This window comes from Corynebacterium sp. AOP36-E1-14, from assembly GCF_052377495.1.
Taxonomy (GTDB): Bacteria; Actinomycetota; Actinomycetes; order Mycobacteriales; family Mycobacteriaceae; genus Corynebacterium.
Map to the genome: position 1 here is coordinate 63,982 of NZ_JBQSWV010000006.1, position 13,846 is coordinate 77,827.

10 protein-coding genes are annotated in these 13,846 nt (G+C 70.6%); all 10 read left to right on the forward strand.

All coding sequences use genetic code 11. The features are described 5' to 3' along the window. The first annotated feature begins 62 nt into the window (after positions 1-62). The gene (rsmH, locus tag ACT3TD_RS04455) at positions 63-1,139 is read left to right on the forward strand and encodes a 16S rRNA (cytosine(1402)-N(4))-methyltransferase RsmH (protein ID WP_301441988.1); all 1,077 of its coding nucleotides are present in this window, start codon (positions 63-65) and stop codon (positions 1,137-1,139) included. Continuing rightward, positions 1,136-1,870 (forward strand): hypothetical protein, encoded by a 735-nt coding sequence (locus ACT3TD_RS04460; protein ID WP_301441987.1) that lies wholly within the window; start codon positions 1,136-1,138, stop codon positions 1,868-1,870. The genes rsmH and ACT3TD_RS04460 overlap by 4 nt, the downstream gene beginning before the upstream one ends. Positions 1,871-2,106: 236 nt before the next feature. Further along, a complete protein-coding gene (locus ACT3TD_RS04465) occupies positions 2,107-4,002 on the forward strand; it encodes a peptidoglycan D,D-transpeptidase FtsI family protein (RefSeq protein WP_301441986.1) in 1,896 nt (631 codons plus the stop codon). Further along, a complete protein-coding gene (locus ACT3TD_RS04470; protein ID WP_441588135.1) occupies positions 3,999-5,633 on the forward strand; it encodes a UDP-N-acetylmuramoyl-L-alanyl-D-glutamate--2,6-diaminopimelate ligase in 1,635 nt (544 codons plus the stop codon). Before ACT3TD_RS04465 ends, ACT3TD_RS04470 begins: the two co-directional genes overlap by 4 nt. Then, positions 5,630-7,135 carry a UDP-N-acetylmuramoyl-tripeptide--D-alanyl-D-alanine ligase gene (locus ACT3TD_RS04475; RefSeq protein WP_301441984.1) on the forward strand — a complete coding sequence of 502 codons (1,506 nt, stop codon included), beginning with the start codon at positions 5,630-5,632 and terminating at the stop codon, positions 7,133-7,135. The genes ACT3TD_RS04470 and ACT3TD_RS04475 overlap by 4 nt, the downstream gene beginning before the upstream one ends. 8 nt (positions 7,136-7,143) lie before the next feature. Continuing rightward, complete coding sequence (gene mraY, locus ACT3TD_RS04480) at positions 7,144-8,244, forward strand: phospho-N-acetylmuramoyl-pentapeptide-transferase (protein ID WP_301441983.1); 1,101 nt, start codon at positions 7,144-7,146, stop codon at positions 8,242-8,244. Positions 8,245-8,274: 30 nt separating this feature from the next. After that, complete coding sequence (gene murD / locus ACT3TD_RS04485) at positions 8,275-9,735, forward strand: UDP-N-acetylmuramoyl-L-alanine--D-glutamate ligase (protein ID WP_301441982.1); 1,461 nt, start codon at positions 8,275-8,277, stop codon at positions 9,733-9,735. Beyond that, positions 9,732-11,225, forward strand: a complete 1,494-nt coding sequence (locus ACT3TD_RS04490; RefSeq protein WP_301441981.1) for a peptidoglycan glycosyltransferase FtsW — start codon at positions 9,732-9,734, stop codon at positions 11,223-11,225. The genes murD and ACT3TD_RS04490 overlap by 4 nt, the downstream gene beginning before the upstream one ends. Before the next feature lie 3 nt (positions 11,226-11,228). Continuing rightward, complete coding sequence (gene murG / locus ACT3TD_RS04495; RefSeq protein WP_301441980.1) at positions 11,229-12,347, forward strand: undecaprenyldiphospho-muramoylpentapeptide beta-N-acetylglucosaminyltransferase; 1,119 nt, start codon at positions 11,229-11,231, stop codon at positions 12,345-12,347. A 38-nt stretch (positions 12,348-12,385) separates the two neighbouring features. Next, the gene (gene murC, locus ACT3TD_RS04500; RefSeq protein WP_444614825.1) at positions 12,386-13,840 is read left to right on the forward strand and encodes a UDP-N-acetylmuramate--L-alanine ligase; all 1,455 of its coding nucleotides are present in this window, start codon (positions 12,386-12,388) and stop codon (positions 13,838-13,840) included. The last annotated feature ends 6 nt before the right edge of the window (positions 13,841-13,846 follow it).

Genomic DNA, 13,846 nt, shown 5'->3' on the forward strand with positions numbered 1-13,846 from the left:
TTGCGATGACCACGTGAAGACAACAGGACCGGACGAGCGCCCCTGAAGAAAGGACCACCCCGATGACCGTCGCCGACGACGAGAAGCAGCCACGCGTCTCTGGCGAGCACGGGCACGTCCCGGTCATGCGCGACCGCATGGTCGACCTGGTCGGCAAGGGCGTCGGCACGGGCACGGACTCCGGGCAGGCGCCCGAGACCCCCGTCATCGTCGACGGAACCCTGGGCGCGGGTGGCCACACCGAAGTCTTCCTCGAACGATTCCCGCAGGCCGTCGTCGTCGGACTCGACCGCGACCCGGCCGCCATCGCCCAGGCGGAGCAGCGCCTCGCCCGGTTCGGCGAGCGGTTCGTCGCCTACCGCACCCGGTTCGACGGGCTCGGTGACGCGATCGACACCCTGGTGGAGCAGGGGAGGATCCCCGCCACCGCCCGTGAGGTCGGGGTCTCGGGCTACCTCTTCGACCTGGGTGTGTCGTCGATGCAGCTCGACCAGGCCGGCCGCGGGTTCGCCTACTCGCAGGACGCGCCGCTGGACATGCGCATGGACCCGGACCTGCCCGTCACCGCCGCGGACATCCTCAACACCTACGCCCACGGCGACCTGGCCCGGATCCTCAAGACCTACGGGGACGAGCGCTTCGCCGGCAAGATCGCCTCGGCGGTGCTGCGCGAGCGTGAGGTCGAGCCGTTCACCACCTCGGCCCGCCTGGTCGAGCTTCTCTACCGAACGATCCCGGCGGCGTCGCGACGTACCGGTGGGCACCCGGCGAAGCGCACCTTCCAGGCGTTGCGGATCGAGGTCAACGCCGAGCTCGACTCCCTCGCGGCGGTCATCCCCGAGGCGACGGCGCGACTGCACGTCGGGGGCGTGGCGGTCTTCATGAGCTACCAGTCCCTGGAGGACCGCATCGTCAAGAAGGCGCTCGCCGACCTGACGGTGGATCACACGCCGCCGGGCCTGCCGGTGGCGCTCCCGGAGTTCGCCCCCGACTTCGAACTGGTCACACGTGGTTCAGAGAAGGCCTCCGAGGTCGAGATCGAGCAGAACCCGAGGGCCGCGCCGGTCCGTGTCAGGGCCGTCACCCGCATCCAGAACTCCCAGAACACCCACCGAGACGCACAGCGAGGAACCAGATGAGCACCGCCACCGCAGCCCGTCAGCGCACCCGCGAGCACTCCGGTTCGACCGGACGCGACGACCACGGCACTTCGGGCGCCCACGGCGCCGTCCGCACCGGTCGGTCGGGTTCGGGCCCGAGCAGCCTCGACCGCCGGCAGACGCACAGCAGTCCGGTGCGCCGCCGCGGCTCGCGCCAGCAGGTCTCCGTCCGCGGTCGGCGCGTGTCGGTGCCCACGGCGAAGGAACGTTCCGTCGTCCGGACGTGGGTCGTCCTGCTGTTGATCTTCGTCGCCGGTGTGGCGTTCGCCATGTACCTGTCCGGCAAGACCACCGAGCAGTCCTTCCAGCTGTCCGAGGCCCAGGAGCAGAGCACGTCGCTGTCCAATGAGCTCGAGTCGCTCCACCGCGACGTCGAGGACGCCTCCTCGACCCAGCGCATCGCCGCCGAGGCATCCCGCCTGGGTATGGTCGCCCCGGCGCAGGCCGGCGTGCTGAACGTCGACGGTGACGAGGTCAACGAGCTGCGCGCGGCGGACTCCGGCTCCACGCTGCCGATCACCGACATCAACGGTGAGGTCACCGCCCAGCGTCCCACCAGTGACCCCGACGCCACCGACCAGGTCCCGGGGCTCGCCCCGCAGGCGCTGGAGGACAGGAACGACGGCAACACCGGCAACAACGGTAATGACGACGGGGCTCCCGCCGATCAGAACAACGGTGCGGCCTCGACCGGAGAGCTTCCCTACTGAGACACTTCAAAGACACGCCCGGAGTCCAATGCCCCGGGTGTGGTGTCCGTGGCACGACAATGGACGGCATGCATTCGCTGCGGGTCGTCAGGGGCCCGGTCGAGACGATCTTGTGTTGAGCTTCGCGGAAGGGAGAGGTCACATTGGCCCAGGACAGGGACCGGAGTAGGCACGCCGGGCGCGACAACCGAGGTCAGCGACCCCCGCAACGCCAGTCCCGTCCGGCCCAGGGGGGTGTGCCCGGCAACTCCTGGCGGACCCTCGACATCGGTGTCGGCAGCTTCGGACGCCGCGGCGCCGTGGTGCTCATCATCGTCGTCATCCTGGTGCTCGCCCTGCTGCTGCGGCTCGTGTGGGTCCAGTTGATCAAGGGGCCGGAACTCTCGGCGATGGCCAGTGAGCAGCGCACCGCGGTGATCACCGAACCCGCCCACCGTGGAGACATCGTGGACCGCAACGGACAGCGGCTGGCCTACACCATGGAGGCACGCTCACTGTCGGTGAACCCGCACCTGCTGGAGTCCTTCATGCAGGACCGCCACGACCTCGACCCGGAGGGGGTGTCGGAGCCCGAGGAACGCATCAAGGAGATCGCCGACGGTCTGCCCGGTCTGCTGGAGGAGTCGGACGCCCAGTCCGGGGAGTCGGAGTCTGACGAGGCCTCCACCGCCTCGGAGGTGAAGTCCGACGAGATCCTCGACAAGCTCAACTCCGACTCCACCTACGAGGTGCTGGTGCGCGACGTCGACCCGGACGTCGCGGAGAAGGTCAGCGCGGAGTACCCGGAGATCACCGTGGAGCGCCAGGACATCCGTCAGTACCCGAACGGTGCGGTGGGCCAGAACGTCGTCGGCAAGATTAGCCGCGACAACGAGGGCCAGTTCGGCCTGGAGCTCGCCCAGGACTCCCGCCTGCAGGGCACGAACGGCTCGCGCACCGTGGACGTCGGCGCCAACGGTCTGGCGATCCCGGGGTCCACCCGTGACCGTCACCCGGCCGTCGACGGGGACGCCTACGAGCTCACCCTCGACCTGGAGGCGCAGACCTACATCCAGCAGCTCGTGCAGCAGGCCAAGGACAAGTCCGGGGCGGACTCCGCCTCGGCGGTGGTGCTCGACTCGGCCAGTGGCGAGGTCGTCTCGATGGCCACGTCCGACACCATCAACCCGCAGGGCAACATCGACGAGCAGCTGGAGGACGGCAAGGTCTTCGGTAACCGTGTGGTGCAGGACGCCTACGAGCCCGGTTCGGTGGCCAAGGTGATCACCGCCGCGGCGGCGATCGAGGACGGCAAGACCACCCCGGACGAGGTCCTGCAGGTACCGGGCAGTATCGACATGTCCGGTGTCACGGTGAAGGACGCCTGGGACCACGGCGTGGTGCCGTACACGACCACGGGTATCTTCGGTAAGTCCTCCAACGTCGGCACGCTGATGCTGGCCGACCGGGTGGGCGAGGAGAGTTTCTGGGACTACGTGCAGAAGTTCGGCATCGGCCAGGCCACCGACCTGGGCCTGCCGAGTGAGACCAGCGGGTACGTCCCCGACCTCTCCCAGTGGTCGGGCGGCACGTTCGCCAACCTGCCGATCGGCCAGGGCATGTCGATGAGCCTGCTCCAGATGGCCAGCATCTACCAGACCATGGCGAACGACGGTGTGCGGGTGACTCCCAGCATCATCAAGTCCGCCACGGACGCCTCCGGCAACGAGATCCCGCAGGACGAGCCGGAGTCGGTGGAGGTTGTCTCCCCGGAGACGGCACGCAGCGTGGTGGACATGTTCCGCGCGGTCAACCAGTCCGACCCCAGCGGCGTCCAGCAGGGCACCGCTCCCACCGCGGGCATCGAGGGCTACCAGACCAGCGGAAAGACCGGTACCGCCCAGCAGATCGACCCGGAGACGAGGGCCTACTCGAACTCGGACTACTGGATCACCTACGCCGGCATCGCGCCGGCGGACGACCCCCGCTTCGTCGTGGCGATCATGCTCGACGACCCTGAGCGGGGCACCGACGGCAGTGGCGGACAGTCCGCCGCCCCGTTGTTCCGGGACATCACGTCCTGGTTGCTCGACCATTACAATGTGCCGCTCTCCCCGGAGGCCGCACCTCGACTGACGTTGGAGGCGCAGTGAGCGTGAAACCACCCACCCTGTCCGCACTCGCGGAACTGACAGGAGGGCGCCTGGTGGCGCTCGGCGAGAGCGGTGACCCTGGTGACTCCAGTGCTGCCGCCGGTACCGTCGTCGCGGGCGCGGCGATCGACGCGCGCTCGGTGCCGTCCGGCGGCATGTTCATGGCCGTGCCCGGCACCCGGGCGCACGGTGCGTCCTACGCGGACCAGTCCGCAGGCGCGAGCGTGCTCACCGACGAGGCCGGCCTGGAGGTGCTGCGCGCCGACGGCGTGACCACCGACGTGCTGGTGGTCGACGACTGCCGTGCGTGGCTCGGCCCGGTGTCGGCGGAGATCAACGGCCACCCCTCCCGGTCGATGACCGTGATCGGGGTGACCGGAACCAGCGGCAAGACCACGACCTCGTACATGGTCGAGCGCATGCTGCTCGACGACCACAGCGTGGGCCTCATCGGCACCACCGGTACCCGGATCAACGGCACCGCGGTGCCCACCTCGCTGACCACCCCGGAGGCACCGACGCTGCAGGCGTTGTTCGCCCGGATGCGCGACGAGGGCGTGACGCACGTCGTCATGGAGGTGTCCTCGCACGCGCTGGTGATGGGACGGGTGCGCGGTGTCGACTTCGACGTCGCCGCCTTCACCAACCTCAGCCGCGACCACCTGGACTTCCACCCCACGATGCAGGACTACTTCGAGGCGAAGTCCCTGCTGTTCACCACCCCGCAGGATCCCGGCGCCGGGCTGCCGGCGGCGGTGGTCTGCGTGGACGACGAGTGGGGCCGCAGCCTCGCCGGCACGCTCTCGGCGAGCGGCACCTCGCCGGTCACGGTGTCGACCACCGGCGCCCACGGGCAGGACGCCGCGACCTGGTCGGTGTCCTCGGTGGAGGTCGGTACCGACGGTCTGCAGCACGTCACCGCCGTTCACGCTGGTCAGGACGTGACCTTCCCCGTCTCCCTGCCCGGCACCTTCAACGTCGCCAATGCGACGGTGGCGCTGGCCTGCGTGGCGGCCGCCGGCGGCACAGGGGAGACGGAGGAGACCGTCGCCGCGAAGCTCGGCGACGTCCGCGTCCCGGGCCGCATGCAGTCGGTGACGGTGGAGGCAGACGGTTCGCGTTACCCCGATGACTTCCTCGTCCTGGTGGACTACGCCCACAAGCCGGGTGCCGTCGCCGCGGCCCTGTCCACCCTCGCCGACCAGATCGAGCGGGCCGGCCACGGTGGGCGGGTCGGCGTGGTGCTCGGCGCCGGTGGCAACCGTGACCACGAGAAGCGTCCGCTGATGGGCTCCGAGGCGGCGAAGGTCGCCGACCTGGTCGTCGTCACGGACGACAATCCACGCGACGAGGACCCGGCGACGATCCGTTCCGAGGTCCTCGCCGGGGCCCGCGGGGAGCTCGCGGCCCGTGGCGGAAACACGGGTGTGGACCTCCGTGAGATCGGTGACAGGGCCGACGCGATCAGGGCCTCGGTCGCCTGGGCCCGTCGGGGCGATATCGTCATTGTTGCCGGGAAGGGCCACGAGACCGGGCAGATCGTCGGGGACACCGTCCTCGAGTTCGATGACGTGGCAGTAGTTGCACAAGCACTCAGGGATAGACAGGACGGACAGGAACCGACACGATGATAGAGATGACAAGCGGCACCATCGCCGAGGTCACCGGAGGGCAGCTCGTCGACGGCGCCACCGCGGAGACCGTCGTGACGGGGCCTGTCGAGTTCGACTCCCGTCGGATCACCCCGGGCAGCGTCTTCATGGCGCTGCCGGGCCAGCGCGTCGACGGCCACGACTTCGTCCCCGGTGCCCTGCGCGACGGTGCGGCACTGGTCATGGTCGGACGCCCCGTCGGCGCCCCGTCGTTGCTCTGCACCGACGAGAGCGCCGGTGAGGGGGCGGACTCCGCCCAGCGCAACGCCGCCTACCTGGACAGCGACCCGGACGGGGTCGGGGAGCGCGTGCTCACCGCCGTCGGGCGTCTGGCCCGCTACAACACCGACACCCTCGTCGCCGAGGAAGGCCTCACCGTGGTCGGCGTGACCGGTTCGGCCGGCAAGACCTCCACGAAGGACCTGCTCGGCGCCGTGCTCACCCGTGGCGGTGAGACCGTGGCGCCCCCGGGGAGCTTCAACAACGAGATCGGGCACCCCTACACCGCCCTCAAGGCGGGACGAGACACCCGTTTCCTCGTGGCCGAGATGTCCGCACGCGGCCAGGGGCACATCGCCCACCTGGCGCGTATCGCCCCGCCGCGGGTCGGTGTCGTGCTCAACGTCGGCACCGCCCACCTCGGCGAGTTCGGCTCGCGTGAGGCGATCGCCCGCGCCAAGGGTGAGCTCGTCGAGTCGCTGCCCTCGGCGGCGGACGGCGGCCTGGCCGTGCTCAACGCCGACGACGACTTCGTCTCGGCGATGCGCTCGCGCACCGACGCCCGCATCGTCCGGTTCTCCATGCACGGCAACGAGGCGGACTACAGCGCCTCCGACATCACCCTCGACGAGGTGGCACGTGCTTCGTTCACGATGCACCACCCGCACGGCGAGCCCGTGCAGGTCACCCTGGGCGTCTTCGGCGCCCACCAGGTGTCCAACGCGCTGGCCGCCGCCGCGGTCGGGATGGAGAGCGGCCTGGACGCCGCCACCGTCGCCGGCGCGCTGAACAGCCACGTCGCCGCCAGCGAGAACCGGATGGACGTGCGCACCCGCGCCGACGGCGTCACGGTGATCAACGACACCTACAACGCCAACCCGGACTCCATGCGCGCCGGCGTCGACGCCCTGGCCTACACCGCCACGGGACGTCCCGACGCGCAGAGCTGGGCCGTCCTCGGACAGATGGGTGAACTCGGCGACGGGGCCCGCGAGGAGCACGCCCTGCTCGGAGAGGTGCTGGCACAGCGCCGCATCGGCAATGCCGTCGTCGTCGGCAACGGTGTCAACCAGAACGCGTTGGCCGAGTCCGCGGAGGCCCACGGGGTCTCCGTGCGCCAGGTCGAGAACGCCGACGCCGCGGTGAACTTCCTGGACCTCAACGTCGGTGCCAACGACGTGGTCCTGGTCAAGGCGTCCTACGCCGACGGCCTGTGGAGTGTCGCCGAAGGCCTTTTCGTCGGTGAAGAAGAGAGCAGGTAACCGCAGCCATGACACAGATCATCGTCGCCGCACTCGCGGCGTTCTTCGTCTCGATCTTCCTGACCCCGGTCCTGATCCGGCGGTTCTCCGCCGAGGGCATCGGCCAGGAGATCCGCGAGGAGGGGCTGAAGTCCCACCTGCGTAAGCGCGGTACGCCCACCATGGGCGGTATCGCCATCCTCGCCGGCATCACCGTCGGCTACCTCGCCGCCGTGCTCGTGGGTCTGCTGACCAACGGCACCGGCCCCGGTGTCTCCGGCTGGCTGGTGCTGGGACTGACCCTGGCACTCGGCGGGCTCGGCTTCGCCGACGACTACATCAAGGTCATCAAGGGCCGGAACCTCGGGCTGAACGCCAAGGCCAAGCTCGCCGGCCAGCTGGTCACCGCCCTGATCTTCGGTTTCCTGGTACTGCAGTTCCCCAACGCCGACGGTCTCAAGCCGGCGTCGACGAAGCTGTCGTTCACCCGCGACATCAACACCCTCGACCTCGCCGTGGGCGGTGCTGTCGTGGGCACGATCCTGTTCCTGATCTTCATCTACCTCGTCATCTCGGCGTGGTCGAACGCGGTGAACCTCACCGACGGGCTGGACGGACTGGCCTCGGGCGTGACCGCGATGGTGCTGTCGGCCTACGTGGTCATCACCTTCTGGCAGTTCCGCAACTCCTGCTCCGGCGCCGCCGAGGCCGGCTGCTACGCGGTGCGTGACCCGCTGGACCTGTCGATGCTCGCGGCCGCCGGCCTCGGTGGCTGCGTGGGCTTCCTGTGGTGGAACGCCGCACCGGCGAAGATCTTCATGGGTGACACCGGTTCGCTGGCCCTCGGTGGCCTGGTCGCCGGGCTGTCGATCGCCTCGCGTACCGAACTCCTGATGATCATCGTCGGCCTGCTGTTCGTGATGGAGGCCGCCAGCGTGGTCATCCAGGTGGTGTCCTTCAAGTCCACGGGTCGCCGTGTGTTCCGCATGGCACCCTTCCACCACCACTTCGAGGCCGGGGGGTGGGCGGAGACCACGGTCACCGTGCGCTTCTGGCTGCTGTCGGCGTTGTTCGCCGTCGTCGGTGTGGCGGTGTTCTACTCGGAGTGGTTGAGCAACTCGCCACTGTAAGATGCATTCAGGACAGGAGAGCGATCACACATGGTGAACCAGACCGTCGAGGCGATACGTAACGGGGACGTCCTCGTGGCCGGTGCCGGCGTGGCCGGTGCCGGTGTCGCCCGCATGCTCGGGTGCCTCGGGCGCCTCGGTGCGCCCGACCGTGCGGTCACGATCGCCGACGACAACGTCGCCGCCGGCGGCCGACTCGCCGAGGAGACCGGTGCCCGCGCCGTCACCGTCGTCGACGCTGTCCAACTGCTTTCCGACGGGGCGTTCGCCCTCGTCATCACCTCGCCGGGGTGGCGTCCGGACGGACCCGTCGCCGTGGCGGCGGGAGAGGCCGGCGTGCCCGTCATCGGCGACGTCGAGGCGGCCTGGCTGGCCGACCGTGCCGGACTGTTCGGCGCGCCGAGGACCTGGCTGGCGGTCACCGGGACGAACGGAAAGACCACGACCACGGCCATGCTGGACGCGATCCTGCGCGCCGACGGACGCAGCTCGCTCGCCGTCGGCAACATCGGCACGCCCCCCGGTGAGGCGCTGCTCGCCGAACCGCGGGTGGACGTGCTGGCCGCGGAGGTCTCCAGCTTCCAGCTCCACTGGGCGCCGGACTTCGCACCGGACGCCGGGTGCGTGCTCAACCTCGCTGAGGACCACCTCGACTGGCACGGCTCCTTCGACAACTACGCCGCGGACAAGATGCGTGCCTTGACCGGTGACGTCGCCGTGGTCGCCGCCGACGACGCCCGCGTGGTCGCCGGTGCTTCGGGCGGCTCCGGTGTCACGGGGGAGCGCCGCGCGTTCACCACCGGGGACCCCGCCGAAGTCGCCGACCCCGCCTCGACGGTCACCGGCGTGCGCGACGGCCGGCTCGTCGAACTCGACACCTCCACGGGTACGCTCACCGACCTGGCGGACACCGAGGGCATCTCGCCTCCCGGGCCCGCCGGGGTGGCCGACGCCGCCGCGGCCGCGGCCCTGTCCCGCAGCATCGGGGTGTCCACCTCCGCGGTGGCCGCGGCGCTGGCGGACTTCCGGGTGCAGGCCCACCGTGGCCAGGTCGTCGCCGAGACCGAGGGCGCGCGCTGGATCGACAACTCCAAGGCCACGAACCCGCACGCCGCCACCGCCGCACTGCGCGGGCTGACGGACGTCGTCTGGGTCGCCGGTGGTCAGCTCAAGGGTGCCGCCGTCGACGAGATGGTCGCCGAGGTGGCCCCGGGCCTGCGCGGCGTGGTGCTGCTCGGCGTGGACCGCGCGGTCCTCGCCGACGCCCTGGCGCTCGCCGCCCCGGACGTGCCGGTGCGGGTGGTCGACGAGACCGACCCGGTCGCGGCGATGAGCGAGGCGGTCGACGCCGCACGCGACCTCGCGGCGTCCTGCCACTCTGCGGTGTCCGTCGTCCTGGCGCCGGCGGCGGCGTCGCTGGACATGTACGACGGGATGTCCCACCGCGGTGACCTCTTCGCCGCGGCGGCACGGAAGGACGGCGAGCCATGAGCGTGAAGGACCAGCCCACCCGCACGGAGTCGCCGTGGCAGGGCATCCGGGAGCGCGGTCGCCGCGTCCTGGCGACCCCGCAGTTCAACTACAAGGTCATCATGAGCGTGACCGCCATCCTCGTGCTCATCGGGCTCACGATGGTGCTCTCCTCCTCGATGGTCACCTCCATCGACAGCGACACCGGCGTCTTCGGCGAGTTCATGAAGCAGGCCGTGGTCGTCGCCGCGGGTCTGGTCGGCATGTGGTTCTTCCTGCGGATCACCCCGTCCACGGTGCGCAACCTGTCGGTGGTCTTCCTCGGGATCTCCGTGGTGCTGCTGATCCTGGTGCTGATCCCCGGCATCGGTGTCGGCGGTACCGAGGTCGGCTCGAACTCGTGGATCCGTTTCGCCGGTGTGGGCATCCAGCCCTCCGAGGTGGCGAAGTTCTCCCTGGCGGTCTGGGGCGCGGCCGTGGTCGCCGCCCGCTCGCGGGTGAGCAACTCCGCCCGCTTCGTGCTGAACCCCTTCTTCGTGGTGGCGGCGGTGATCCTGGGCCTGGTGCTGCTGCAGGACGACCTGGGCATGATGCTCTCGTTGGCAGCCGTGGTCGCCGCGATGCTGTTCTTCGCCGGCGTGAGCACCGTGGCACTGCTGTCCGTGCTGGCGGTGGCGGCGGTGCTCGGCGTGATCTTCAGCCTCCAGCACGCCTTCCGCAGCGCCCGGTTCAGTTCCTGGACCGAGACCTTCACCCTGAGCTTCAACGACGCCACCTCCCGTGGCGCGACGTTCCAGTCCAGGCAGGGCATCCTGTCGCTCTCCGACGGAGGGTTGCTCGGCCAGGGGCTGGGCCAGTCGCGGGCCAAGTGGCTCTACCTTCCCGAGGCGGCGAACGACTTCGTCTTCGCCATCCTCGGTGAGGAGCTCGGCCTGCTCGGCGCAGGCCTGGTCGTCATCCTCTTCGGTGTGCTGGCCTGGTTCGGCATCCGTACCGCCACGGCCCAGACCGACCCCTTCCTGCGGCTGCTGGCCGCGGCGCTGACGATGGGTATCACCGTCCAGGCGTTCTACAACATGGGGTACGTGGTCGGTCTGTTCCCGATGACCGGTGTGCAGCTGCCGTTGATCTCCGCCGGCGGTTCCTCGGCGGTGGTGACCCTGGCCTCACTGGGCCTGCTGGCCAACATCGCCCGGCACGAACCGGCGACGGTGTCGTCGATGCAGCACGAGGGCAGGCCGCTGATCGACCGGATCCTGTTCCTCCCGGAGCCCGAACCGTACCGTCCGGGCCAGGAGCGTCGGGAGCGTGTCCGGGAGCAGCCGAAGCGGTACGGTGAACCGGTGACGCGTCGGCGTCGACCGCCGCCCGGTGAACCGTCCGGAGCAGCCGGCGAGCCGCGCTACCGTGGCGAGCGGGAACCCCTCCCGGAGCCCCGGAGTTCCCGGAGCACCCGAAGTTCCAGAAGCACCAACCACACAAGTCAGCAGTACAACCGCAGGAGGCGTTGAGCCGTGTCCCCCTCTTCCCGTCCGTTGTCCGTCGTCCTCGCGGGCGGCGGGACGGCCGGGCACATCGAACCCGCACTCGCCGTGGGCGACGCCGTCCGGCGCGCCCGTCCGGACGCCCGGGTCACCGCCCTGGGCACCACCCGCGGGCTGGAGACGACCCTGGTCCCGGACCGCGGTTTCGACCTGGAGCTCATACCGGCGGTGCCGGTGCCGAGGAAGGTGAACAAGGACCTGTTCACCCTGCCGTTCCGGCTCGTCGGGGCGTTGCGGCAGACCCGTCGCACGCTGCGCGAGGTGGGTGCGGACGTCGTCGTCGGTTTCGGCGGCTACGTGTCCGCCCCGGCGTACCTGGCGGCGAAGTCGCTGCGTCTGCCCGTGGTGGTGCACGAGGCCAATGCGCGTGCCGGCATGTCCAACAAGCTCGGCGTGCGTCTCGGCGCCCGTGCGTTGGCGGCCTCCGGGGACTCCGGTCTCGGCGGCAAGTCGGGGGAGGCCGAGGTCGTCGGCATCCCGGTGCGTGAGTCCCTGCTGTCGCTGGACCGCGCGGCGTTGCGCGCGCAGGCCCGCGAGTTCTTCGGGCTGGACCCCGAGCGTCCCGTCCTGCTCGTCACCGGAGGCAGCCAGGGGGCGGCGTCGATCAACTCCGCCGTCGCCGCGGCGTCCGGCACCTTCGCCGACGCCGGGATCGACGTCCTGCACGCCTACGGCCGGAAGAACGACGCGCCGGACGTGGCTGCGCACGGTGGCGCGTCGTACGTCGCCGTGCCCTACATCGACCGCATGGACCTCGCCCTCGCGGCGGCGGACATGGTGCTGTGCCGCTCGGGCGCGATGACCGTGGCGGAGATCTCCGCCTGCGGTCTGCCCGCGGTGTACGTGCCGCTGCCGCACGGCAACGGTGAGCAGGAGCTCAACGCCCGCCCCGTCGTCGCCGCCGGTGGCGGGGTGATCGTGCCGGACGCCGAGCTGGACGCCGGACGCGTGGCGCGCGAGGTCGTCCCGCTGCTGCGTGACCGCACCCGGTTGCAGGCCGCCGGCGATGCCGCCGCGGCCGCCGGGCACCGCGACGCGGCGGACCGCATCGCCCAGATCGTGATCAGTGAGGCAGGGGAGAAGAAGTGAGCGACAAGTACAACCTCGGTGACCTCCACCGCGTGCACATGGTCGGCATCGGTGGTGCCGGCATGTCCGGCATCGCCAGGATCCTGCTGGACCGTGGCGTGCAGGTCAGCGGGTCGGACATGAAGGAGTCCCGGGTCGTCCTGGCCCTGCGTGCCGCCGGCGCCGAGGTGGCCGTGGGCCACCGGGCGGAGAACCTCACGCTGGCCGGCGACGGCGTCCTGCCGGACGCGGTCGTCACGTCCTTCGCGGCGATCCCGCAGGACAACCCGGAACTCGTCGCCGCCCGCGAGGCCGGCGTGCCGCTGCTGCGTCGTTCCGACGTGCTGGCCCTGCTCATGGAGGACCGCCGGGCGGTGCTCATGGCCGGCACGCACGGCAAGACCTCGACCACCTCGATGGCCGTCGTGGCCCTGCAGCACGCGGGCATGGACCCGTCGTTCGCCATCGGCGGTCAGCTCAACCGGGCGGGCACCAACGCCCACCACGGGACCGGGGACGTCTTCGTCGCCGAGGCCGACGAGTCCGACGGCTCCTTCCTGTCCTACTCGCCCGAGGTCGCCGTGGTGACCAACGTGGAGCCCGACCACCTCGACTTCTTCGGGACCGAAGAGGCCTACCGGGACGTGTTCGGCAAGTTCGCCGGACGCGTCGTCGCCGGCGGTGCCCTGGTCGTCTGCCTCGACGACGAGGGCAGCGCCCACCTCGGCGAGCAGGTCGTCGCCGGACGCGTCGAGGTGGCCGAGGGGGTGCGCGTGCTGGGTTACGGCACGTCCGACGCCGTGGCCGCGCACCCCTCGGTCCCCGTCGGCGCGGAGATCCTGTCGACCTCGACGATGCCCGACGGCGGCACGCAGGCGCAGGTCCGGCTCGGTGGTGATTCCGCTGATGTCGCTGAAGTCTCCGTGACCGTGCGTACGCCGGGGCTGCACATGCTGTTCAACGGCGTGGCCTCCCTGCTCGCCGGTGTGCTCGTCGGCGCCTCGGCCGAGGGGATGGCCGCCGGTGTCGCCTCCTTCGACGGGGTGCGTCGCCGGTTCGAGTACCACGGCGCCGTCGGCGGGGTGGAGGTGTACGACGACTACGCCCACCACCCGACCGAGGTGCGCGCGGTGGTCACCGCGGCACGGGAGAAGGTCGTGGCACGCCAGGAGCAGACCGGTGGTGCCGGTCGTGTCGTGGCGGTCTTCCAGCCGCACCTGTACTCCCGGACGCTGGCCTTCGCCGACGAGTTCGCCGAGGCGTTGTCCCTGGCGGACGTGGCGGTGGTCCTCGACATCTTCGGCGCCCGTGAGGAGCCGGTGGAGGGTCTCGACAGCAGGATCATCACCGACCGGATCGACGGGTCCGCCGAGGTGCACTACGAACCGCACTTCGCCGACGCCCCGGCCCTGGTCGCCGGCCTGGCGACCGACGGGGACGTGGTGCTGACCGTGGGGGCGGGCACCGTCACGATGCTCGCCGACGAGATCCTCCGCGCCCTGGGCGAGGCCTGATCGCCG